The following is a 21,891-nucleotide window of genomic DNA, read 5'->3' as shown; positions in this document are numbered from 1 at the left end:
CGCGGTCACGAGGAGCGACTGGCCTGCGGGGTTCCCTCTGTGTTCCGCTTGATGTTTCAACCCACGCTCCTCGCGGTCACGAGGAGCGACCGAGGTGAATACGGCCCTTGTCCTAACTAGGCAGTTTCAACCCACGCTCCTCGCGGTCACGAGGAGCGACGAGCCCACGGAGTAGACTTGGCTGCCGTCGCTGTAGTTTCAACCCACGCTCCTCGCGGTCACGAGGAGCGACTCTGCCGCGCCACGTCGGAGCGCCGCACGTTTTCGTTTCAACCCACGCTCCTCGCGGTCACGAGGAGCGACCGCCCAGCACGAGCAGCACGGCCAGCACCACTACGTTTCAACCCACGCTCCTCGCGGTCACGAGGAGCGACGACACCAGCCGAGTGCTTGGCGTGGCGATGATGGCGTTTCAACCCACGCTCCTCGCGGTCACGAGGAGCGACCGCCCAGTGGGCCCGTCGGCGCGTCCCACTCGTGTTTCAACCCACGCTCCTCGCGGTCACGAGGAGCGACTACGCACATGCACCACTACACGCTGATGATCGTTGTTTCAACCCACGCTCCTCGCGGTCACGAGGAGCGACTCTGCCCGTCCAAGCTACCAGAACTCCAAGGGAATCCAGCCGCTTCGCGCGAACCCAACTCCCCACGAGCGACCCCAAACCCGGCGCTCACCGAGCCCCCCCGCGCAACCTCTGAATCCTATTGGAGATTTCAAAGAACGCGAACCTCCGACGGAGCCCACACCGGCACAGGTCCGCGCGCCCCAATCCGGGCACGCGAGCCCCTCACAGGATGAGCGGTCCCTCCACATCCAACGGCACCCTCGCGCCATGGTGCTCCGTCTTCCGAGCCACATCCTCGCTCAGGAAATAGAACCGCAGACTGTCGCTCGCATCATCCAGCTCCGCGAGCAGCCGTGCGCGCAAGACCACCCAGTCCTTCGGCTCCAGCACACACTCGAAGACCGAATACTGCACCCGGACCCCATGGTCCTTGCACGCCCGAGCAATCCGCCGGAGCCGGCGTGGCCCGTCCGCATCGGAGACCCGGACGTCGTAACACACGAGCACAGTGACCTTTCGCATCAGCGCACCGCGAAGGGCGGATAGCCATCCAGCTCGCCCCGGAGCGCTCGAGCCAGCAGCAACGCCTGCAGATGGGGAACCAGCCCCCAACTCGTCTGCTGCCCCAGGAACACATGCTGGACCTCGACCTGCTTCGCGCCCTGGTACGCCACGAGGAACGTCTTGCGCGCGTCGTCCTTGAGCATCACCGCTCCCGCCGCCTCCGTCTTGAAGTCCTCCGGCTTGAGCTGCCCCCGGTTCACCAGTGAGAAGACCAACCGGTCCACCACGGGCGCGCGGAGCTCCTCCATCAAGTCCAGCGCGAGTGACAGCCGCCCAGGCCGGTCCTCATGGAGGAACCCCACCGCCGGGTCCAGCCCCACGCCCGCCAGCGCCCCCGCGCAGTCCTGCGCCAGCAGGGCATACCCGAAGGACAGCAGCGCATTCAGCGGGTCCCTCGGAGGCCGCCGGTTCCGACCATCGAACACGAACCGCCGAGCATCACCCTTCAACAAATCAGGGAACACCTCGAAGTAGTCCCGCGCCGCGATGCCCTCCAGCCCTCGCACCTGGTCCAGGTCATCCGCCCGCTCCAGCGCGCGAAGATGACCAGACAGTCGCCGAGCCGCCTCCTCCAGCGACGCCTTGCGCTCCTCCGCCGCGTCCCGCCGCGCATGCAAGAGGAACTGGCGAGCATTCCCCAACTTCCCCACGACCATCGCCCGAGCGATGGCCAGCGTACGAGCCCCGTCATCCGCGGCGCGGAACTGCGTACGCCGCAGCAGCACGTTGCCGCCAGGCAGCCCCTCGACTCGCGCCAGGAATCGCCCCGTCATCCCGAAGAACGACACGTGAATCCCCGCCTCCACGCAGCTCTCCAGGAGCTCCGGCGTCATCCACGCACGCGCCAGACACACCACCGAGCGCAGATGACGCAATGGCACCTCCGCCTTCTTCTCGTCCTGAATCGTCACCACCACGCGCTCGCCCTCCTTGTTCAGGCGGGTGCCCTCCACGGTGATGAACAGCGTATTGAGCGCGGTCGTCATGCCAGTCCTCCTCCAGTGACACGTCAGGGCCCGCGCTTCAGGGGTCCACGGGCTCCACCATCCGCCGCAAGTGCTCGGAGACACTCCGCTGGCCCGCGGTGACCTGGGGCAGACACATCGGCTCCAGCGAGCACGCCGCGCACTTCGGCGCCCTCGGCACGACGGGCACGCACCGTCGCGCCAGCAGCTCATGCATCCTCGCGATGGCCTCCTCCGTCCGAGCCCGGAGTCGCGCATCGAAGAGCACCGCCCGCCGCCGATGCTCCGCGCCATGAAAGAGCGCGCCCTCGGGAACCCCGACGCCGTGCATCTCCTCCAGACATAGCGCCTGGGCACAGAGCTGCACGGCGTCCGCGTCGTGCGACTTCCGCCGCCCGCGCTTCACCTCCACCGGGTACGGCCGCCAGCCCGTGGGACTGGCGGGGTCCGGGTGGTACTCGACCAGGTCGGCGCGGCCTGAGACACGCAGCCGCGAGCACCCCAGCCGAACCGCGCGCTCCACACGGCGGCCCGGCCGGGCGTCATGCCCCGGAAGGTCCACCCGCTCATGGAGCAGCCGGCCCAGGGCGGTGTTCACATCCTCCCGCCACAGTTGCTCGACATGGATGAGCGCCGCCTGCCGTTCGCAGAACAGCAGGTGCTGCAAGGCGGACAGCGCCACCCAGGTCTCGCGCGCGTCGCTCATCCCGCCAGGTCCATCACCTCGATGCCCTCGGGTAGCTTCGCCGTGTCCACCTTCACCGTGTAGTCCTTGAACGCCCGAGCGGGCTTCTCCGGCTGCACGGGCTCGACATGGACGCGGTCGAACAGCGCATGCGCGGGCGCGTTGCCCAGCTCGGAGCCGTGCTTGAAGACGATGACCTTGCGCATGGACATCAGCCCTCGCGCGGCGCTGCGGTCCAGCTCGAACATGTTCGCGAAGGCCTTGAACAGCAGCTCCAGGTCCGTCTGGTTGAACTTCGTCTGCCTCGCGAGGTGCGGCGAGATGAAGCCATGCGCGCGGTACAACCCGTAGGGCACGGTGTTCTTGCGCCCCATGGTGCGGTTGTCACCGCCCTGCTTCTCCGCCTCCGCTTCCGTGGCCACGGCCATGCGGGTGATGGAGTGCTCCTGGGAGACGATGGGGCTCACCGAGCGGGCGAAGGTGAGCTGCACGGGTCCACGAACCTGCCCCGCGTTGGGGCCCGTGGACATGACGGCGCCAAAGGTACGGACGTCGAAGAACGTCTTGCACATCCATTCGCGCCCCTTCTCGACCTCGGAGCCCTGCGCCTTTCCCTTGGTGTCGCGCTTCTTGCCGTCCTTCTCCACCTTGGGCTTCTCGTTCAAGTCGATGCCCAGGTCCTTGTACGCGTCGTTGATGGACACGTTCAGGATGGCCTTCTCCTTCACGAAGATGTCGAACCCTGGCTTCTTCTCCTGCGTGAGCTGGATGAAGTTGCGCACCTTGCGCTTGAGGCTCACGTCGGTCACCAGCCCGTGGCCCGTCTCCGGGTCGATGCGCGGCAGGTTGCCCGCGTCGGGGTCTCCATTGGGATTGCCGTCCTGGACGTCGAACAACAGGACGAAGTCGTGGCGGTTCTTGAGCTCGGTCATGGCGTTCTCTCTCTGGAATGGGTGGAAGCGGAAGCGGGGTCAGTCGGCGGAGTCGGAAGGCTCGCCCTTCGGAGGCTTGGACTCGGAGGGCGTGCGCTTGGAGAAGAACGCCTCGCGCTGGTGGTAGTAGCCCACCGCGAAGAGGCCCTGCGCGTTGAGGTCGAAGACGCTGGGCAGGAAGTCGGGCTCCACCAGGGCCATCACCTCGGACTTGGTCCGCTCCAGCCACCTGCCCTCGTCACCTGCCTTGGCGGCGTGATGGACGGAGAGCGGCAGCAGTCGGGAGAAGGCCAGCGCGGGCGTGCGCGACGCCGAGGCGAAGTAACGGTCGCGGATGGTGGAGTTGAGGTCGCTCCCCAACGCCACGGCCTGCAAGCGCTCCAACACGGCGAAGAGACGGCCCAGGACGTACGGCTGGAGCCGGTTGTTCTTGTCCAATGACACGGTGACCTCCTGAGAAAAGGCATGGCTGCGAATGAGGGTGGCCTTGATGAGCGCGACACGAAGACGGAGCTGCTCTCGCTCCAGCTTCCCGTCGGCGGGAGGAAGCCGGAGTCGGTCCAGGGATGCGGAGAGGAGCTGGCGCGGGAACGGATGTCCCCGAAGCGCGGCCCCCATCATCCGGGTGGCGAGGTCCGGAGACAGCCCCTTGCCCGAAGGCGCCTCCACGGCCTTGAGCAGTCGCCACACCGGGATGGGCTGGTCCGTCTTCGCCTCGCCCAGGCGCAGGTCCTCGAAGTAGCGGCGGAGGCTTCGCTTCACCTCACCGACGCTCGTCTGGAACCAGTCGCGCACGGCGACGCGGCCGGAGTTGCCCGCGAGCGTCACGGAATAGAAGCTCCGCTCGTCCAGCTCCCCCGGCTCCAGTCCGCGCAGAGGCGCCTCCAGGAAGCGGCGGAGGGTCTCCTCCGTGGGGTCCGCCCAGTTGAGCAACAGGCTCTCCTGCTCCGCGGTGCTGTTCGTCCAGAACACCAGCACCGAGTCTTCTCCGAGCTGGATGCCCTGTCGGTAACGGCGCTCCTCCGACTTCCGGAGCAGGTCATTCAGCGCGAGCGTGTAGCCCAACGCCGACTGTTGGGAGATGGGAGCGTTCTCTCCTTGTTCGAGCCCGTGGGACACAAACGCGTTCGCGTTGAAGGACACCAGCGAAGCGCCCGAACTCTGGGCCTGGGGAACGTTCTTGAGCTTGGGATGGGTCTCCGCCAGGACCGCGTTCCTGCCACTCACCAGGCACAGCCCCGTGCGTCCCAGCGCCGCCGCCTGCTCGCCTCGCCGCTCCCACCACGCGCGAACCTCCGGCAGTTGGTGCACGGGCGTGACGGAGTCCCCGACGACGAAGGCGAGCATCTCCGACCCTGTCCACTCGTCTTCGGGCCGCTCCGCGAGCGCCTTCGCACGCGCCTTCTCGTTCGCGAGGAACGCCTCCACGGCGCGCAGCTCGGGCACGTCCGTCTGGGCCACGGCCTCTCGCAGTAGCGTCAAGAAGGCCGCGAACCTCACCGCGCCCTTCCCCGCCTTGCCCGCGCGCGAAGAGGACTCCTCCTCTTCATGGCCGAGCACGTACTTCGAGTTGTCCACCAGGAAGCCCGCCGCGATGTTCACCGAGCGCGGCGGGATACGTGGGATGGGCACGGGAAGTCCCCGTCCCCGCTCATCCTGCGTGGGCACCAGCCCCAGGAACTTCCCCTCCGGACTCAGCCGAATCTGGAAGTCCACGGCCTTCGTCTCATAAAGCGGGTCGTCCAGAAGCCCCCGCTCCAGCGCGAAGTCGTTGAGCGCCGTGAGCATCATGACGGACCCCCATTGCGTTCTAGAACCTGCTCCCACGTCGGCACCTGGAGCACGCCGTGGTCCAGGTACGCGTCGAAGAACAGGGGCCGCGTTGCCGCGTCACCGAAAGCAAAGTCGTAGAACATGAGCCCCAACGGTCTGCGTCCCAGGCTCGCCTCCGAGGGACTCAAGTCCTCCCCGGCGGGCTCCACCCGGGCGTCGAACTCGCGGCATCCCAGATACGGCGCGTGGAAGAACTGGCCCTTCTCCAACCGCCGCTCGAACATCTCCTCGAACTTGCGGACGTTGTCCTCCGCGCCCGCCTTGCCGGGCACCAGCGTGAAGGACGCGGTGAGGACATAGTCCACGTCACGCAGCGCCACCGTGTTGCGCTGAGCGCGGTCCTCATCCGCCGCGTAGTCGAACTTCCCCACCACCGCGCGGCTGTTCACCTCGTTGCGGCGGAAGCTCGTCCACTTCACCGGATTCAGGACGGCGATTTCGTGGAGGTGCCAGCGAATCGCCGGCTTCCACAGGATGGCCTCCAGCACGCCCCTCGCCGCCGAGGGAGTCATGACCTCGTAGCTGACCCGCTCGGCCTTCATCTCCGGCCGCGTGAAGCACGCCACGGGGCCGCTGGCACGCACGCGGAACCGTCTGCTCGCTGCTGTCTTCATCCACACCTCCAGAAGTCCATCAACCGGGGATGAGCACTCCCGGGTCGAGCACCCCGACCCGGGTCGGCACCAGGCCGAACTTCTTGTCGTACGCGGGCACGTGCTCCGGCCCGAGGAACACCACAGTGTCCGCGACGAACCGCGCCAGCTCGCGCGCCACCCACTGCTCGCGCACCTTGCGAGGCACAGTCACCGTGAAGTGCTGCAAGGCTCGCAAGCGGTCACGTGAAGGCCCCAGCAACCGCAGCTCCTCCAGCAACGGCTCGCAGCCCGCGTAGGGCACGACGACAGGCGCGCTCCATTTGTCCTCCACGAGCTTGAAGTGCTCGGAGACCGCCTCGAAGCGCAGCGCCTTGCGCATGTCCTGGATGCCCTTGCCGTCGCTGACCGCCGTGGCATAGAGCCGCTCGAAGTAGCGTTTGAAGGTCTCTGGCGCGAACAGGTCCAGGTCCGGCCGCTGAGCCAGCATCGTCCTGGCGACGCCCAGCGCCGTCTGGAGGACTCCAGGCGGAGGCTCCGTCTCCGCCTCGAAGACGCGCAGCTCCCCGAGCCCACTCAACAGGCCCTCGCGGTTGCACCGCCCCGCGGCCTGCGCGAGTGCCTCGAATCCCGCCATGCACCGGTAGACAACGCGGAAGTCGAGGTCCACTCCCGCCTCCACCAACTGGGTCGCCACCAGCCGCACGGGCTCCCCGCGCTGCTTGCGCGCCTTGATGTCTCGCAGCACCGAGGAACGATGCTCGGGACACATCAGCGCGGACAGGTGCAGCGTCGTCCCGGGATTCCCCAGCAGGGCCTCCACCCGCTCATAGAGCACGCGCGCGTCATCACGCTTGTGGACCACCACGAGCACGTCCTGCTCGCGCGCCACGGCCTCGGCCAGCTCGGCGTAGGAGGTCTTCTCCCGTCCCTTCGGCCACTGGACCTTCACGCGGCGCAGGCGCTCGAACGCGCGCAACACCGGCGGCACCAGCTCTCGAACGGCCGGGAACCCCATCGGAAAATCCGGTCGCTGTCCCAGCGCGGGCTGCGTCGCGGTGCAGATGACCACCGAGCAGCCGTAGTCCTCGACCAGCGTGCCCAGTCCATCCAGGATGGTCATCAGGAGCGCTGGCGGAAGCGTCTGCGCCTCATCGAGCACGATGACGCTGCGAGCGATGTTGTGCAGCTTGCGACACGCCGACGGACGGTTCGCGAAGAGGCTCTCCAGAAGCTGCACGGTGGTGGTGACGACGACCGGCGCGTCCCAGTTCTCACTGGCCACCCGGTTGCGCGGCGTCTCGCGTCGCGGGTCCACCGCGGAGTGGTGCTCGATGACCGCGCTTCCATGCGCACCAAAAGCCTCTCGGTAAACGGCGGCGCTCTGCTCGATGATGGACGTGTAGGGGATGGCGACGATGACGCGCCGGAGCCCGCGGGCGCGGGCGTGCTCCAGCGCGAAGGCCATGGACGCGAGCGTCTTTCCACCACCCGTGGGCACGGTGAGGCTGAAGACTCCTGGAGGATTCGGAGCCGCCGCGAACACCGAGGAGAGCACCTCCCGGCGCACACGGTTCACCTCCGTGTCTGGCGCCCCACCCTGTTTCCTATCCATGAACGCGCGCAGCGCGGCGGTGAGCTGCTCCAGCGTCACGCCGACCCGCCGCTCCGTGCCACGGGTGGCGTCGAAGAACGCCTCGGTGTCGAGGAAGTCGGCGTCAACGAGCGACGAGAAGAGCATCCGCGTCCAGAACTCGAGCCGGTGCCGTGAGCGCTTCAGCAGGGACTCGCCAGACAGTCCCACCGGAGACGCGCGGAGGCCTTCGGGAATGCCCGAAGCCAGGGCTTCCTGGAGGAGCGCCTTCTTCTCCGGACGTCCGATGCGCTCCTTGAACTTCTCCAGGTCCGACAGGCCACCATGGTGACCCGCGATGGCCATCGCCACGGATAGGAGCCTGGGGTCCATGCCCAGCGCCCACAGCGCCCCGGCGGTCGCATGGTCGCGGTCCGCCAATGCATCGCCTTCGAGGTGTGCCTCGAAGCCATTCTCCTTCCGGATGCGGAACTGGAACGGGGGTCTGTATTTTCCCAGGTCATGCCAGCGCCCCGACGCGAGCGCTGGCACCTTCATGTCCTCGCGAGGGGCGAACTCCTCGGCGAGACTCCCGACAGCCTCCAGATGCTCACGGAGCAGATGCGGGCGCATCGTCTCCGTGACATGAGCGAGGGGCTCCTCCGTCAAGACACGCGGCGCCTCATCCTCTGCCATCGCAATCCCCCATGACCTGACTGAACCGCCCAGGTCATCTCAATCACCGTACAGCGCACGCGTGGGTGGTCGTCACCGCGCGGCGCGCGGAGCGGTCAATTCCTCACATCACGAAGAGGTATGACACCGCCCGCTCGGGGCGTCTCTACTCCCCGAGGGGGATGGACGGCACCCGCGACATCACTGCGTCCAGTTCGGCGAGTGCGGAGACGCCACGGCCTTCAGCGCGTTCCACATGCCGAAGAACGGAGGCCCCGCTTCCAGCTCCAGCTCGACGGCCTCGCCCTCATGCCGCACCAGCTTCAGCCGATTCAGCGCCAGCTTCCCGCGCGCTCCCGACGCCAGCGCCGCATCGACGTGCAAGCCATCCGTCGTCGCATCCTTGAGTTCCCCCCAGTCGACCTCTCGCACGCCCTCGACTCGCCGAATCACCACCCGGTTCGTGGTGAGCAACACCCACCGCGCCTCCTCCAGCACGCACGCGAGCACCGGAAGCTCCCCCTCACGCAGCCTCGCCAACTCCAGGAGCTGTCCCTGCACCTCCACGGGGAAGTCCTCGAACGAACGGGTCCGCTCACCCGGCCCACCGCCTCGCGTGAAGACTCGCAGCAGCCTCTGGACCTTCTGTTGTGCACTCAGCCGAATCATCGCGTCCGCTCCCTCGTCTGCTCAGCGTCCCATTCTCCACCGTCCCGCCGGGCCCTTGCCTGCTTGCCCAGACAGATGGAACACGCGTGACGATATTCCGCCCACGCCGCGGCTCGTCATGGGCCTCGGTTTGAGCGGATTCAGAGTGAATCCCGACGCACGAGGAGGTGCACCGTGCTGGATACCGAACTCGTTGGCGAGCCCCTTCTTCACCTCGAAAGCCGCCGTCTGCTGGCTGAAGCCAGACGCGTGGTCCCAGAGGCTTTCGACTCTCAAGGACGACTGCTCTCTCCGATTGCGGGAGCCTGGGTCAAGCCACCCGCCTGGTTCGACGCCATCTCTCCCATCGACGGCAAGGTCCTCGCCGAGCTGCCACTGCTCGACGCCGCCCAGGTCGCCACGGGCGTCGAGAAGGCCGCCTCCGAATTCATCCCCTGGTCGGCCCGCTCCCTCGAGGACCGCAGCCGCGCCGTCATCGCGGCCGTGGACCTGCTCGAGGAGCACCGCGACCTGCTCGTGCGAATCCTCGCGTGGGATATCGGCAAGACGCTGCCCACCGCCTACAACGACGTGGACCGGTGCCTCGCGGGCATCGAGTGGTACCTGGAGCAGATAGGCCCGATGCTCGAGAGCCGGCAACCGCTCGGCCTCGTGTCGAACATCGCCTCCTGGAACTATCCCTTCTCCGTGCTGCTGCTCAACGTGCTCGTCCAGGCGCTCGCGGGCAACTCGGTCATCGCGAAGATTCCCACCCAGGGTGGCGGCGTCTCGCTCACCATCGCCTTCGCCCTGCTGCGCCGCGCGAAGCTGCCTGTCTCGCTCGCGGGTGGACGCGGCAGGGACCTCTCCGAGTCACTCGTCGCCCACCCGCGCATCGCGGGCGTCGCCTTCATCGGCGGCCGAGCCAACGGCGCCGAGGTCCACCGCCGCCTGCGCGCCACCGACAAGCGCTACGCACTCGAGATGGAAGGCGTGAATGCCTACGCCATCACCTCCTTCACGGACTGGGACAAGCTCGGCCAGCAGATTCGCGCGGGCTTCGACTTCGGCAAGCAGCGCTGCACCGCCTACACGCGCTGGGTCGTCGAGCAGTCCCTCGTCCCCAAGTTCGTGCGCACCTACGTGGACGCCGTGTCGACGTTGCGCGTCGGCAATCCACTCCTCGGCGCGCCCGTGGACTTCGGGCCCCTCATCTCATCCAGCAAGGGCGAGGAGCTGCGCGCCCTCATCGCGGACGCGAAAGAGCACGGCACCGCGGTGCTGTTCCAGGGTGAGCTCGCCGAGGACGCCTTCACCGCGCAACAGGAGCGCGGCGCGTACATCCCGCCCACCCTGCTCTTCGGCGTCCAGCGCGACAGCGAGCTGTACCTGCGCGAGCCCTTCGGACCCATCGACGTGCTCATCTCCGTCGACTCCGAGGAGGAGCTCGTGAAAGAGGCCAACGTCTCCAACGGCGCGCTCGTGGCCTCCGTGGCCACGGACGACCCCAGCCTCGCCGAGCGCATCGCCGCGCGGCTCCACGCCTTCAAGGTCGGCATCAACAAGCTGCGCTCACGCGGAGACCGCGAGGAGTCCTTCGGAGGCAAGGGCGGCTCCTGGGCCGGCGCCTTCGTCGGCGGCACGCACCTGGTGCGAGCCTTCACCGACGGGCCCCATCCCCTCGAAGGCAACTGGCCGGACTGAGCACGACAGCCTGGTCCACGAAAAGGCGAAGGGCGGGCTCCCGGGAATCACTCCCCGGGCCGCCCGCCCTCGCATCAACCGGTGACGCCGCGCGCGTCAGTCCAGGCTGCGAACGCCCACGTGCACGTGGTCGTCGTGGTCGATGCCCGAGCCCCAGAGCACCTGGACCCGGTACTCCTTGTCCTGAAACGTGAACGGCTGCTTGTGGTACGTGCCGAGCTGGTCGACGGGAAAGCCATACGCCTTGGCAATGGCCTCGGCCAACTGGGTGCCCTTCGCTCCCTCCGCCGGGAAGTCATAGGCATACGCGTTCGTCTGCGACGTGTGGTGGTCGGAGGTGGACTTCGAGCCAATCGACCCCGTCTTGGTGCGCTTGGTGCTCGACACGGAGAAGCCCATCTCGGTCGCGATGTCCTTGGCCCGCTGCGCCGCGAGCTGCGAGCCGCTCCAGGCCTCGCGCATCGCCGGCGTCTCCAGCCTGTTGGCCGCCGCCATCAGCCCCTGCGTGCTCAGGGTGCCCGTGAAGGACGTCGGCGTCCCCAGGGGCGTGGCGGACAGCATCGAGTCCATCGTGATGCTCGGCGGCTGTTCCGCCACCGCCTGCTGGGAGATGGGCGTGGGCGACAGCATCGACAGCTGGGGGTTGAGCTCCACCGGCGCCGCGGCCGGCGCCGCCGTGAAGGCGTCCACCTTCAGCGACGCCTGGACCGCCTGAGCCACCGCGGCCGCCTCGACGTTCGCCGCCTCGACCTTCGCGGCTTCGGCTTTCGCGGCCTCCGCCTTCGCCGCATCCGCGCGGGCGGACTCGGTCGATTCGGACCGGGTGGAGGAGCCAGACCTGCTGGCGCTGTCCGCGCCCCTGCTGCCACTGGTACTGCCGCTCACACTGGACATGTCCGACCCTCAGGTAAAACCACGAGAAATCCCCTCGTCGATTATCACCCGGAAAACCGGAGAGTTTCGCCCACCCCACCAGACCCGGAAGGAGGGCCCGACGCCCTCGGAGCGGTTCCACACGCCACAACCCTGTCGCGCGAGGGCTCGCGACGTCCCCGTGACTCGCCATCAGGGGTGGGACGTCACGGACCCCAGGGGCGTCACGCGCGACGCGAGGTGTTCACTCGTACGTAGTGCGGACGCGAAGCCCGCATGTCATTGCCAGTCGTTGACGCGGCGCGGTTAAGTTGCCGCCCATGAACCGCGAATACCTCCGCTGGCACAGCGAGCGCCTGCATCGGGACATGGAGTTGCTGGTCTTCGGCCACTCCGGGGAACCGGTGCTGCTGCTCCCCACCAGCCGGGGGCGCTTCTTCCAGGCCGAGGACTTCGGCCTCATCGGCGCCATCGCCGACCGCATCCAGTCCGGCCGCTACGTCGTCGTGTGTCCGGACTCGGTGGACGAGGAGTCGTGGTTCAACAAGTCCATCCATCCGCATGACCGCATCGCCCGCCACCAGGAGTGGGAGGCCTACCTGCTGCACGAGGTGGTGCCGCTGCTCTTGAGTCGCGGCACGGGAGGCCGGCTCACCCTGGCCGGGTGCAGCTTCGGCGGCTTCCACACGTACAACGTGGGCCTGCGCCACCCGCACGTCTTCCGCCGGCTCATCTCCATGGGCGGCAAGTTCGAGACGGACGAGTTCCTCGACGGCCACCAGGACACGGACGTCTACTACCACTCCGCCACGCAGTGGCTGCCCAACGTCACCGACGGCCAGCAGCTCGCCGCGCTCCAGCGCGTGGAGATGGTGCTCGCGGTGGGAGAGCACGACTTCTGCCGAGGCTCCAACGAGCACCTCTCCAGCCTGCTGTGGAAGAAGGACCTGGCCCACCAGCTCGCCATCTGGCAGGGCGGCAACCACGACTGGCCCGTGTGGCGGGAGATGATTCAGCAGTACCTGCCCTGGTAGTCGCCGGGCCCGGGCCCCAATCAGGCATCGAGCGGACGCAGCGTGCCAGCGCTCACATGGTTGAAGCGCCAGAGCAGCGACAGGGCCACCGCGATGAGCCCCGCGCACAGGCCCCACCAGATGCCCACCACGCCCAGCCCCAGCTTGAAGCCCAGCAGCCAGGTGAGCGGCAGGCCGATGGCGTAGTGCCCCACCAGGTTGGCCAGGAAGGTGAAGCGGGTGTCTCCGGCGCCGCGCAGCACGCCCGCGCCCACGCCCTGCACGCCGTCGAACACCTGGAAGATGGCGCTCACCATCAGCAGGGGCACCACCAGCGGAAGCACGTCATCCGGCGCTCCCGCCAGCTTCGCCAGCGCCGTGGGGAACAGGGCGAACACCAGGGCACCCACCGCCATGAAGCCCGCGCCTCCCGCGAAGGCCATGAAGCCGCTCAGCCTCGCCCTGGGCGTGTCGTGCGCGCCCACCGCCCAGCCCACCCGGACGCTGCCGGCGTTGCCGATGCCCATGGCCACCGTGAAGGTGACGCTCGAAAAGGCGATGGCGATTTGATGCGCGCCCACGCTGGCCGGCCCCAGCCCCGCCGACAGCACGCCCGCCAGCGCGAAGACGCCAATCTCCGCCGCGATGTGCAGGCCGATGGGCACGCCCACCCGCGCCGCCTGCGCCAGGTCCTTCCACACCGGCAGGCGCGTGGGCCGCGCTCCGCGCTCCGCGGGCAGCCTGGACACCGCGAACATCACCACGCCCAACTGCAACAACGTGCACAGCGTCGTCGCCAGCGCCGAGCCCGCGACGCCCATGGCGGGCACCGCGCGCAGCGGCCCGAAGTACTCCGGCAGCCCCGCGCCACCGAACACCAGCAGGATGTCCGCGAACAGGTTCAGGACGTTGGCCAGCACCGTCGCCACCACCAGGGGCCGCGTGAAAGCGGTGGACTGGAGATAGGAGCGCATCGTCATGAAGGCCAGCATCAGGGGCATGCTCGGAGCGCGCCACAGCAGGTAGTCCCAGGCGCCGTCGATTTCCGTCGCGCCAATGCCCGCCAGTGGCAGCAGCAACGGCGTCAACAGCAGCAGGCCGCCCAGCAGCAGGCCGGCGAACAGGGACATCCAGCCGCCTTGCCAGAGCAGCGCCCGGGCCCGCGCCATGGCCTTGGCCCCCACCGCCTGGGACAGCAGCGGGTCGAAGCCCATCATCAGCCCGATGCCGAAGCCGCTCATGGCGAAGAACAGGCCATTGCCCAGTCCCACCGAGGCCAGCGCGGAGGTGCCCGCACGCCCCACCACGAGCGTGTCCACCAACCCCATGAGGGCCTGGCCGCCCTGGGCGATGGCGATGGGCACGGCGAGCCGGGTCAGCGCGCGAAACTCCGCGACGATGAGCCCGCGACGGGTCTGCGGCTGCGACGGAGCGGAGGGTGCGACGGCGGTGGACATGACGGCCCGGCCTATAGCGCCTTCCGGCATGGAATGCGCCAATCGCGAGGGACGCCTCGCCGCTCGCCCACCTGACCTGCCCGGGCGGGGGACTCCTTCGTCAAAAGAGAGGGGCCCCCGGACATCCACTGTCCCGAGGGCCCCGACCCGTCACGTCATCGCCACGTCGTCTCGACGCGGGTGCGACTTCAGCGCACGGGCGGCTGGAAGCGCGTGGTGGCCACCGGCGTCTGGAGCGAGTCCGCCTTCGACACGCGGATGCCCGCGTCGGAGATGGCGTACACGTAGTCATCCGCCATGACGCTGCGGCGCACGGAGGGCGACCAGTACCAGTTCCACTGCGGCTCGTTGAAGCTCTGGTACACGTCCTTCATCGACAGCGCGCCCACCGGCGTGAAGCCCGTGGCCGTGTCCACGCGGAACACGCGCAGCTCGCTCTTGAAGCCCGTCCAGTAGTCGTAGCCGCTGTAGTCCCAGTCCGTGAAGGGGAGCGCCAGCAGGCCCTTGGCGGGGAAGAAGTTGAACGCCTTGTGGTCGCCCTGCGCGTCGCTGTAGCTGCTCGTCCCGCCCATCCGGTGCGTGAAGGCCTCCTTCGGGTGGGCCAAATCACTCACGTCGAACAGGGAGAGCTTCAGCGCGCGGCTCGTCCAACTGCCGTCCTCGGCGCGGTCCTCGCCGAAGGTGAGCAGGTGCGTGTCACCCAGCGGGTGGATGTACGTGGAGAAGCCCGGAATCTTCAGCTCGCCCACCTTGCGCGGGTGCGCGGCGTCACTCAGGTCGAAGGTGAAGAGCGGGTCCGTCTGGCGGAAGGTGACGACGTAGCCCTTCTTGCCCACGAAGCGCGCGCTGAAGATGCGCTCGCCCGACGCCAGGTCCTCGCTGCGGCCCAGCTCCTGGAGGTGTCCGCCCTCGGCGCCGAACGTGACGACCCGGCTGTGGGTCTCCATCGTGTTGGGGGCCGACACGCCATTGCCGTTGGTGTTGGGGTCGACGCGCCAGGTGCTCACCGTGGTGGCCACGCGCAGCACGCCCTCGTGCTCGTCCATGGCGAACTGGTTCACCAGGCTGCCCTCCAGCGTGCCGCTGCCCGCGTACACCGCGCGGCTCGGCGCACTGAGGTCGAACTTGTGCAGGTACGTGTGGTCTGACTGGTTCGCCTCCGGCCACCACCACCAGTGGGACGCCGCCAGGTAGAGCGCGTCCGGGGACGCGTACACCGTGCCCGGCGCGGACACGATGCTGGTGCGGCCCACCGGCGCCGCGCCCTCCGCGGCGTCCAAATCCAGCGACAGCACCGTCACGAAGCCCAGCCCCGTGGGCGCGTTGGAGCGGTAGAAGTCCCCGCACGACACGGGCAGCGGCGTGACGGTTCCGTCCTCGGCCACGTGCTTGCCCGGCGCCACCCAGTCCGTCAGCGTCTGCGCCCGGATGAGCTGCTCGTTCTTCGCGATGAGCGCGTCGATGGCCTCGTTCATCTTCTTCTGGCTGCGGTTCAGCGACGGCGAGTACTCGGGGTAGAAGCGGATGTCCGCCGGCCAGCGGAAGTCGTCCGACAGCACCAGCCGGACCGCGCCGTCCACGCGACGGGCGCTGAGGTACGAACCCGGCAGGAACACCTGCTGCTTCACCTTGGGCGCGGCCAGGTCCGACACGTCCACCACGGTGACCTTCAGCGTGTCGCCGCCCATGTAGCCACACCGGAAGCCCACGCCCGCGCAGTCCATGACGGGCGCGCCGGTCATCAGCGAGCCACCCCACACCGTGGGACGTCCCGGACGGTCGTCGTCCACCTGCGAGGTGATGACCAGCCGCTGGCGCTCCTTGTCGTAGAGCATCTCCCGGGGCCAGCCCTGGATTTCCATCGACGAGGCCAGGGTGAGCTGCTCCGCGGGCCAGGAGCGGTGCAGGTACAGCCGGGGCCCGGACAGCACGAAGATGCGGGTGCCGTCGTTCTGCACGAAGTCCGCCTCGTGCACGCCCGCCACCTGGTTGTTGGTGCCCGTGTGGTCCGTCGGTCCGCGAGGCGCGTCGCCGCCCGAGTTGGCGTCGCCCTCCGTGGGCATGCCCACCGTCGGAGGCATCGCGCCATCACCGAACAGCCAGCCGCCATTTCGAGGCCGGGCCTGCTCCAGCGACGCGCGCATCCGCCGGGTCGCCGTGTCCTCGATGTACTGCTCCAGCGGAGCACACTCCTCGAAGGACTCCAGCCGGGCCTGCTGCTGCACCGGCTCGTTCTCTACCTTCGGGTACTCCGGGTCATCCCCGCAGCCCACCGCCGCCACCGCCGCCAGTCCCACCCACCCGTAGCGCTTCCATTGCCGCATGAGGCTTCTCCCTTGTCGCGTCTTGGCCCCACCCGGTGCGCGAGCTGGCTCGTCCAGCCCGCTACGTCCGGGTGGCTGCGCGGTCCGGGCGCGCTCTTGCCACCGTCATGCCAGCACCAGGCAGACAGCGGACTCCGGGATTTCCAGGGGGTTGCGGGAGACGACGCCTCTCAGAAACCTGAGGAGCGAGGAGTCCCCGAGGGGGAAAAACCGTGGGTCCTGGGCACGAAGCGGACGAACTGCTGCGTCAGCGCCGGGTCCATGCGCTCCAGTCGCAGGCCCATGCCCGCGGGAGCACGGAAGGGGCCTGGGGTGCGGGGCGGGTTGGACCAGACGACGGTGGCCTCGGCCGAGCAGGGCGTGCGCTGCCCGGCGAGCAGCACCTTCAGCGTCAGCTTCGTCCCCTCGCGCGCGGGGGTGAGGGTGCGCACGAAGAGGGCGTCGGGGCTGGCGTCGTGGCTGAAGCCCGTCAACGTCGCGCCACCGCCCACCGGGGCGAACTCCACCACGGTGAAGAAGGGCACACGCTCCGCGGCCCGCAGGGGCACGCGCTCCGGGACGAGCCGCGACAGCACGCGCCCCAACAACTCATCCGCGCCCAGGTGCCGCTTCTCCAACAGCGGCGCCCCGGCGAGCGCCTGCGCACGGGCGAGCACGTCCGTGGACTCCTCCGCGCGAGACAGCAGCACCAGCGGCTTCTTCGGGTTCGCGTCGCGCAGCCTCGCGGCCAGGGCCAGCGTCTCGCGCGGCGCACGAGAGACATCCACGAGGAATCCGTCCAACTGCGCGGCGTGCTCGTTCGCGAGCTTCTCCGCGTCCACCGCGTCACGCGCGTAGAGGACGTGCAGGCCCTCCTGCTCCAGCGCGCCGCCCAGGAAGGTGTGGAGGAAGCGCCCGCCTTCGACGAGCAACATGCGGCGCCCCTTCGGAGGGCCTTCCTTCGCGCGCTCCTTCGCGCCGCGCACGGCCACGAGCTTCGCCTGGAGCGCCTCCAGCGCCACGGGCTTGGGCAGGAAGTCGTCGGCGCCCGCGCGCCAGCAGTGCATCACCTCGTGCGGCTCGCCCGCGGAGGTGAACATGATGACGGGCACGTTGCGGCCGGCCGGGTGTGCCTTCACCGCGCGGCACACCTCGTCGCCCTGCATGCGCTCCATGCGCAGGTCCATCAGGATGAGCATGGGCGCGCGGCGCGCCAGCTCGGACAGACACGCCTCGCCGCCGTCCAGCGTCACCGGCTCGCAGCCCAGCCTGGCCAGATGAAGCCTCACCACCTCGCGCGCGGTGCGCGAGTCATCCACCACGAACACGGCCTCGCGCGTGGTGGAGGTGGGGACATTCATGGTCAGGCGCGCGGCTCCTGCTTGCCGGACAACAACTGCGTGAGCTGCCGGGCGATGGCGGCGCACTTCGCCGCGTCCTTGCCTTCCAGCGCGGTGCGCCCGCCGTCGAGCAGCCGCTGCACCGTGCCCACCGCGGCCTCCGCCTCAGGACTGGGGTTCTCCTGCGCGCTCTTCTGGAGCATCCGCGCCAGCTTCTCGCCGCGCTCCAGCAGCTTGCGGAACAGCTCCTCCGCGCGCTTCGCGTCCACCACGCCCTGCGACTTCGCGTAGTTCGCCTGCTCCGCGCCCAGCTTCTCCGCCTCGCCGTGCGGCAGACCCGCGCGTGCCTCCAGGCGCACCGTCTCCATGTTGCCGGTGGTCAGGTCCGTGGCCTTCACGGACAGAATCGCCTCGCCGGACAGCTCGAAGACAACCTCCAGCGGCACGTCACCACGCGCGGCCACGTGCAGGTGCTTGAGCACCACTTCACCCAGCTTGTGGTTCTCGTCCTGGAACTCGCTCTCGCCCTGGTACACGGGGATGCGCGCCTCGGCCTGGCCGGACGTCCCGGGGAAGAAGATGTCGCGCGCGACGACGGGCACACCCGTGTTCTTCGCGATGAGCCGCTTCACACGTCCGCCCAGCACGCCCACGCCCAGGCTCTGGCTGGCCACGTCCAACAGCAGCGCCTGGCCCGACTGGCGAAGCAGCTCGTCCGCCTGCACCGCCGCGCCCAGCGCCACCGCCTCGTCCGGGTGCACATCCGTGGAGGGCGCGCGGCCGAAGAAGTCCGCCACCAGCCGGCGCACCAGCGGCACGCGCGTCATGCCACCCACCAGCAGCACCACGTCCACCGAGCGCGGGTCCATCTTCGCCTCGCGCATCACGCCCTGGCACACCTCCAGGCAGCGGCGGGACAGCGGCTCCGACAGCGTCTCGAAGAAGGAGCGCGTGAGCACCGTCTCCAGCTCCGTGCGCCGCCCACCCGAGGCATGGTCGCCCAGCCCCGACACGGTGACCGTGGCTTCCTCGTGCTCCGTCAACTCGCGCTTGGCCGCCTCCGCCGCGACCTTCAGGCGCCGCAGGCTCTGCGCATCCTGGGACACGACATGGCGGAGCTCGTCATCCACCTGCGCCAGGAGCCACTGGACGATGCGCTGGTCGAAGTCCTCTCCACCCAGGCGCGGGTCACCACCGGTGGCGCGCACCTCGAAGACGCCGGACTTCACGTCGAGGATGGAGACATCGAACGTGCCGCCGCCCAAGTCGAACACCAGCGCGCTGCCCTCGAAGCCGCGCGACAGGCCGTACGCGAGCGCCGCCGCGGTGGGCTCGTTCACCAACCGGACGACATCCAGCCCGGCGATGGTGGCCGCTTCACGCGTGGCCTGGCGCTGGTTGTCGTCGAAGTTGGCGGGGACGGTGATGACACACTTGGTGACGGTGCGGCCGAAGTGCGCCTGCGCGTCGAGCGCCAGCTCGCCGAGAATCATCGCGGAGACCTGGGTGACGGGCAGCACGCGCCCGGCCAGCTTCACGCGCACGTCGCCCGAGGGGCCGGCGACCAATGGATAGGGAACGAGAGCCTTTGCCTGTTGCACCAGTTCCGGCGTGTAGCGCCGGCCAAGGAAACGCTTCGTGGCCCAGACAACGGAGTCGGGATGCTCCTCCGCGAGCGCTTGGGCTTGCTGCCCCACGACGCGCTCGCCGGCCTTCGTCACACCGAGCACGGAAGGCGTGAGGCGGCCTCCCGCGCGTGAGGGGATGAGGCGCGGTCGGCCGTCCTCCACGGTGGCGACGGCGCTGTTGGTGGTACCCAGGTCGATGCCGATGACGGGGTCGTGCATGGGGGCGGTCGGGACCCCACGGTACGGGTCTTGCCGCCTCCTCGCCAAGCCCCCTCTCGTCAGACCTGCCCTCCGCACGTCGCTTCCCTGTCCGTCCGAGCACGTTGGCGGCGGAGGTGGACGGCCCTGGGTCACCATGCTAAGGGCGCGACCGCCATGGTGAACGTGTCCATTGCCCGCCGCTACGCCCGTGCCCTCCTCGACGTTTCGTCGGAGGTGGGCCGCATCGACGCCGTATCCGAGCAGCTCTCCTCCTTCGCGGATATCTTCGCGAAGAACCCGGAGATGGCGGACGTGCTTCACAACCCCATCTACTCGCGCGCCCAGCGTGCCCAGGTCGTGGAAGGGGTCATGAAGCTGGTCCCCCACCTGGAGCCCGTGCTGGCCAACACCCTGCGGCTGCTGGTGGACCGCAACCGCCTGCCCTACGTGGCCGACATCGCCCGCGTCTTCCGCGACATGGCCGACGCCCGGGCCGGACGCGTGCGCGGCAACGTCACCACCGCCGCCGTGCTGCCCGCCGACACCCTGGCCGAGCTCCGCCAGTCGCTCCAGCAGATCACCCAGCGCGACGTCATCCTGGAGACGCGCGTGGACCCCAGCCTCCTCGGTGGCGTCTCCGCCCAGGTGGGCAGCATCCTCTACGACGGCAGCCTCCGCACCCAGTTGGAGGAGATGCGCCGCGAGTTGAAGCGCCACTAGCAACACCCGGAGTACGGGCCGCCGCCTGGTGGCCCACTCCGCGGGTCGTCCCTGGACCCCGCAGTCCGGGGCAAACCGGCATTTCCCGTAGCCCTGGGTCAGAGGTATACTCAAGGGAACGCGGGGTAACCCCGGGTTTTCTGGACGACCTCAACATGCCGCAGTCCCTGTTTCACCCCCTTCCCGGTGGCCCGCTCTTCGCGGTCGCCCCCGAAGAGGCCTGGCCCTTCCTTGGCGCGCTGCTGAACGCGACGGGTTGTGGCATCGCCCTGCTGGACAGGGAGCTGCGGCCCGTGTGGGTGAATGGCGCGTTGGCGGCGCTGTCGGGCATGGAGGTGCGGGCGCACCTGGGACGTCCCCTCGTCGACGTATGGCCCAGGGTCGCGGTGTCCCTGGCCCCGCTGCTGTCGCGCGCCCTGTCCGGGGAGAACGTGGTGGAGGCGCCGCTGACGGGCGTGCTGTCGCCGGCGAGCGGGGAGCTCCACCTGCGCGTGGGCCTGTCTCCGGCGCACCAGGCCGGGGTGCTCGCGGGCGTGGTGCTGTGGCTGCGCGACGACACGGAGCGCGTGCACGAGGAGGCGCGACTGCGGGAGCGCGAGTCGCACATGCGCAGCCTCGCGGACGTGGCCTGCGACGGGCACTTCCTGCATGAGAATGGCGTCGTCCTGGACGCCAACCGCGCCCTGGCGCACCTGTTGGGCCACGACTCGCCCCGGGAGCTGATCGGCCACCATCTGGTGGAGTGGGTGGCGCCGGAGTACCGCCCCGCCGTCATGTCCGCCGTCGCCCGGGGGGTGGAGACACCCTACGAGGTGCTGTGCGTGCGCCGGGACGGCCAGCGCATCCCCCTGGAGGTGCTGGGCAAGCACGTGACGTGGGAGGGCCGGCAGGTGCGGCTGGCCGCCATCTGGGACATCAGCGGGCGCAAGGCGGCGGAGGAGCGCGCCGAGCGCACCGAGCACTTCCGGGAGCAGCTCCTGGGCGTGGTGGGCAATGACTTGCGCACGCCCCTGCAGACCATCCAGATGGGCACCGGGGCCCTGCAGCGGCTCGGCGGGATGGAGGAGCCCCAGCAGCGGCTGGTGGGGCACATGGCCCAGGCGGCCCGGCGGATGGAGCGGATGATCCACGAGCTGCTGGACTTCACCCGGGCCCGGCTGGCCGGCGGACTGCCGGTGCGCCCGGAGTCGCTGATGCTGGACCGGCTGGTGGAACGGGTGCTGGAGGAGCGGCGGCAGGCCCACCCCGGCCGCACCCTGCTGATGGAGACGCAGGGAGATTTGCGCGGCCACTGGGACGAGACGCGACTGACGCAGTTGGCGGACACCCTCCTGGGCAGCGTCCTGCAGCACAGCGCGGACACCACGCCCGTGTTGCTGAAGCTGGTGGGCGCGGTGGGGGGCGTGACGCTCTCCATCCGCAATGACTCGCTGACGGTGCCGGTGGAGGACCACGCCACCCTGTTCGAGCCCTTCCGGCGGGGCCGCCCCGCCAGCGCGGAGGGCCTGGGCCTGGGGCTGTACATCGCCCGGCAGGTGGCCGTGGCCCATGGGGGACGCCTCACGGTGGAGTCCTCCCAAGGGGGCACCCGCTTCGTCGTCTGGCTGCCCCGAGA

The 21,891-nt window shown here is 69.1% G+C and carries 17 protein-coding genes and 1 CRISPR repeat array (1 of these 18 only partly in view); of the genes, 4 read left to right on the top strand and 13 right to left on the bottom strand.

Annotation, left to right across the window (positions count from 1 at the left end):
- A CRISPR array of direct repeats spans nt 1-587; the repeat unit is 37 nt; unit sequence GTTTCAACCCACGCTCCTCGCGGTCACGAGGAGCGAC (it extends 4,122 nt beyond the left edge of the window).
- A gap of 204 nt (nt 588-791) precedes the next feature.
- The 8 genes from cas2 to HUW62_RS13775 all read right to left on the bottom strand — a co-directional run bounded on the left by cas2 (nt 792) and on the right by HUW62_RS13775 (nt 9,058).
- Entirely contained in the window at nt 792-1,091 is a 300-nt protein-coding gene (gene cas2 / locus HUW62_RS13810) for a CRISPR-associated endonuclease Cas2 (protein ID WP_163869947.1), read from the bottom strand.
- Complete coding sequence (cas1c, locus tag HUW62_RS13805) at nt 1,091-2,119, bottom strand: type I-C CRISPR-associated endonuclease Cas1c (protein ID WP_163869946.1); 1,029 nt, start codon at nt 2,117-2,119, stop codon at nt 1,091-1,093. Before cas1c ends, cas2 begins: the two co-directional genes overlap by 1 nt.
- Before the next feature lie 37 nt (nt 2,120-2,156).
- A complete protein-coding gene (gene cas4 / locus HUW62_RS13800) occupies nt 2,157-2,804 on the bottom strand; it encodes a CRISPR-associated protein Cas4 (protein ID WP_176434711.1) in 648 nt (215 codons plus the stop codon).
- Nucleotides 2,801-3,715, bottom strand: a complete 915-nt coding sequence (cas7c, locus tag HUW62_RS13795; RefSeq protein ID WP_176434710.1) for a type I-C CRISPR-associated protein Cas7/Csd2 — start codon at nt 3,713-3,715, stop codon at nt 2,801-2,803. Before cas7c ends, cas4 begins: the two co-directional genes overlap by 4 nt.
- Before the next feature lie 39 nt (nt 3,716-3,754).
- Nucleotides 3,755-5,506, bottom strand: a complete 1,752-nt coding sequence (gene cas8c / locus HUW62_RS13790) for a type I-C CRISPR-associated protein Cas8c/Csd1 (protein ID WP_176434709.1) — start codon at nt 5,504-5,506, stop codon at nt 3,755-3,757.
- Nucleotides 5,503-6,162, bottom strand: coding sequence for a type I-C CRISPR-associated protein Cas5c (gene cas5c / locus HUW62_RS13785; RefSeq protein WP_176434708.1), 660 nt, complete (start codon nt 6,160-6,162; stop codon nt 5,503-5,505). The genes cas8c and cas5c overlap by 4 nt, the downstream gene beginning before the upstream one ends.
- A 19-nt stretch (nt 6,163-6,181) precedes the next feature.
- Nucleotides 6,182-8,383 carry a CRISPR-associated endonuclease Cas3'' gene (locus tag HUW62_RS13780; protein ID WP_255203413.1) on the bottom strand — a complete coding sequence of 734 codons (2,202 nt, stop codon included), beginning with the start codon at nt 8,381-8,383 and terminating at the stop codon, nt 6,182-6,184.
- 207 nt (nt 8,384-8,590) lie between these two features.
- On the bottom strand, nt 8,591-9,058 hold the full coding sequence (locus tag HUW62_RS13775) for a hypothetical protein (RefSeq protein WP_176434706.1): 468 nt from the start codon (nt 9,056-9,058) through the stop codon (nt 8,591-8,593).
- Between the two features lie 249 nt (nt 9,059-9,307).
- On the opposite strand from HUW62_RS13775, the gene HUW62_RS13770 reads away from it, so the two are divergent.
- Nucleotides 9,308-10,741 (top strand): aldehyde dehydrogenase family protein, encoded by a 1,434-nt coding sequence (locus tag HUW62_RS13770; protein WP_368670408.1) that lies wholly within the window; start codon nt 9,308-9,310, stop codon nt 10,739-10,741.
- Nucleotides 10,742-10,837: 96 nt separating this feature from the next.
- Here HUW62_RS13770 and HUW62_RS13765 read toward each other — a convergent pair whose 3' ends face one another.
- On the bottom strand, nt 10,838-11,635 hold the full coding sequence (locus tag HUW62_RS13765; RefSeq protein WP_163869889.1) for a hypothetical protein: 798 nt from the start codon (nt 11,633-11,635) through the stop codon (nt 10,838-10,840).
- A 299-nt stretch (nt 11,636-11,934) separates the two neighbouring features.
- On the opposite strand from HUW62_RS13765, the gene HUW62_RS13760 reads away from it, so the two are divergent.
- A complete protein-coding gene (locus HUW62_RS13760; protein ID WP_163869938.1) occupies nt 11,935-12,648 on the top strand; it encodes an esterase family protein in 714 nt (237 codons plus the stop codon).
- A gap of 20 nt (nt 12,649-12,668) precedes the next feature.
- On the opposite strand, the gene HUW62_RS13755 is transcribed toward HUW62_RS13760, so the two are convergent.
- From HUW62_RS13755 to HUW62_RS13740, 4 genes are all read right to left on the bottom strand, one after another.
- A complete protein-coding gene (locus HUW62_RS13755; protein ID WP_176434704.1) occupies nt 12,669-14,084 on the bottom strand; it encodes an MATE family efflux transporter in 1,416 nt (471 codons plus the stop codon).
- A 188-nt stretch (nt 14,085-14,272) separates the two neighbouring features.
- On the bottom strand, nt 14,273-16,408 hold the full coding sequence (locus HUW62_RS13750) for a beta-propeller domain-containing protein (protein ID WP_176434703.1): 2,136 nt from the start codon (nt 16,406-16,408) through the stop codon (nt 14,273-14,275).
- A 170-nt stretch (nt 16,409-16,578) separates the two neighbouring features.
- Nucleotides 16,579-17,748: a TIGR02266 family protein gene (locus HUW62_RS13745; protein ID WP_163869935.1), complete on the bottom strand. Its 1,170-nt coding sequence runs from the start codon at nt 17,746-17,748 to the stop codon at nt 16,579-16,581.
- Nucleotides 17,749-17,750: 2 nt separating this feature from the next.
- Nucleotides 17,751-19,574: an Hsp70 family protein gene (locus HUW62_RS13740; RefSeq protein ID WP_176434702.1), complete on the bottom strand. Its 1,824-nt coding sequence runs from the start codon at nt 19,572-19,574 to the stop codon at nt 17,751-17,753.
- 156 nt (nt 19,575-19,730) lie between these two features.
- Here HUW62_RS13740 and atpH point away from each other — a divergent pair, with 156 nt between their 5' ends.
- Together atpH and HUW62_RS13730 are read left to right on the top strand one after the other, a co-directional pair.
- Nucleotides 19,731-20,276: an ATP synthase F1 subunit delta gene (gene atpH / locus HUW62_RS13735; protein ID WP_163869933.1), complete on the top strand. Its 546-nt coding sequence runs from the start codon at nt 19,731-19,733 to the stop codon at nt 20,274-20,276.
- A 155-nt stretch (nt 20,277-20,431) separates the two neighbouring features.
- A partial coding sequence (locus tag HUW62_RS13730; RefSeq protein ID WP_176434701.1) for a PAS domain-containing protein occupies nt 20,432-21,891 on the top strand: 1,460 nt, incomplete at its 3' end.

The organism is Myxococcus sp. AM011, from assembly GCF_013372595.1.
GTDB lineage: Bacteria > Myxococcota > Myxococcia > Myxococcales > Myxococcaceae > Myxococcus > Myxococcus eversor.
Note: the sequence above shows the minus strand (reverse complement) of the source record. Positions and strands in the feature narration are given on the sequence as shown.

Coding starts and splice junctions, on each gene's coding strand:
- cas5c (WP_176434708.1), bottom strand. CDS start 6,162: ATGAAGACAGCAGCGAGCAGACGGTTCCGCGTGCGTGCCAGCGGCCCC.
- HUW62_RS13765 (WP_163869889.1), bottom strand. CDS start 11,635: ATGTCCAGTGTGAGCGGCAGTACCAGTGGCAGCAGGGGCGCGGACAGC.
- atpH (WP_163869933.1), top strand. CDS start 19,731: ATGGTGAACGTGTCCATTGCCCGCCGCTACGCCCGTGCCCTCCTCGAC.
- cas1c (WP_163869946.1), bottom strand. CDS start 2,119: ATGACGACCGCGCTCAATACGCTGTTCATCACCGTGGAGGGCACCCGC.
- HUW62_RS13740 (WP_176434702.1), bottom strand. CDS start 19,574: ATGCACGACCCCGTCATCGGCATCGACCTGGGTACCACCAACAGCGCC.
- cas4 (WP_176434711.1), bottom strand. CDS start 2,804: ATGAGCGACGCGCGCGAGACCTGGGTGGCGCTGTCCGCCTTGCAGCAC.
- HUW62_RS13755 (WP_176434704.1), bottom strand. CDS start 14,084: ATGTCCACCGCCGTCGCACCCTCCGCTCCGTCGCAGCCGCAGACCCGT.
- HUW62_RS13775 (WP_176434706.1), bottom strand. CDS start 9,058: ATGATTCGGCTGAGTGCACAACAGAAGGTCCAGAGGCTGCTGCGAGTC.
- cas7c (WP_176434710.1), bottom strand. CDS start 3,715: ATGACCGAGCTCAAGAACCGCCACGACTTCGTCCTGTTGTTCGACGTC.
- cas2 (WP_163869947.1), bottom strand. CDS start 1,091: ATGCGAAAGGTCACTGTGCTCGTGTGTTACGACGTCCGGGTCTCCGAT.
- HUW62_RS13760 (WP_163869938.1), top strand. CDS start 11,935: ATGAACCGCGAATACCTCCGCTGGCACAGCGAGCGCCTGCATCGGGAC.
- HUW62_RS13745 (WP_163869935.1), bottom strand. CDS start 17,748: ATGAATGTCCCCACCTCCACCACGCGCGAGGCCGTGTTCGTGGTGGAT.
- HUW62_RS13750 (WP_176434703.1), bottom strand. CDS start 16,408: ATGCGGCAATGGAAGCGCTACGGGTGGGTGGGACTGGCGGCGGTGGCG.
- cas8c (WP_176434709.1), bottom strand. CDS start 5,506: ATGATGCTCACGGCGCTCAACGACTTCGCGCTGGAGCGGGGGCTTCTG.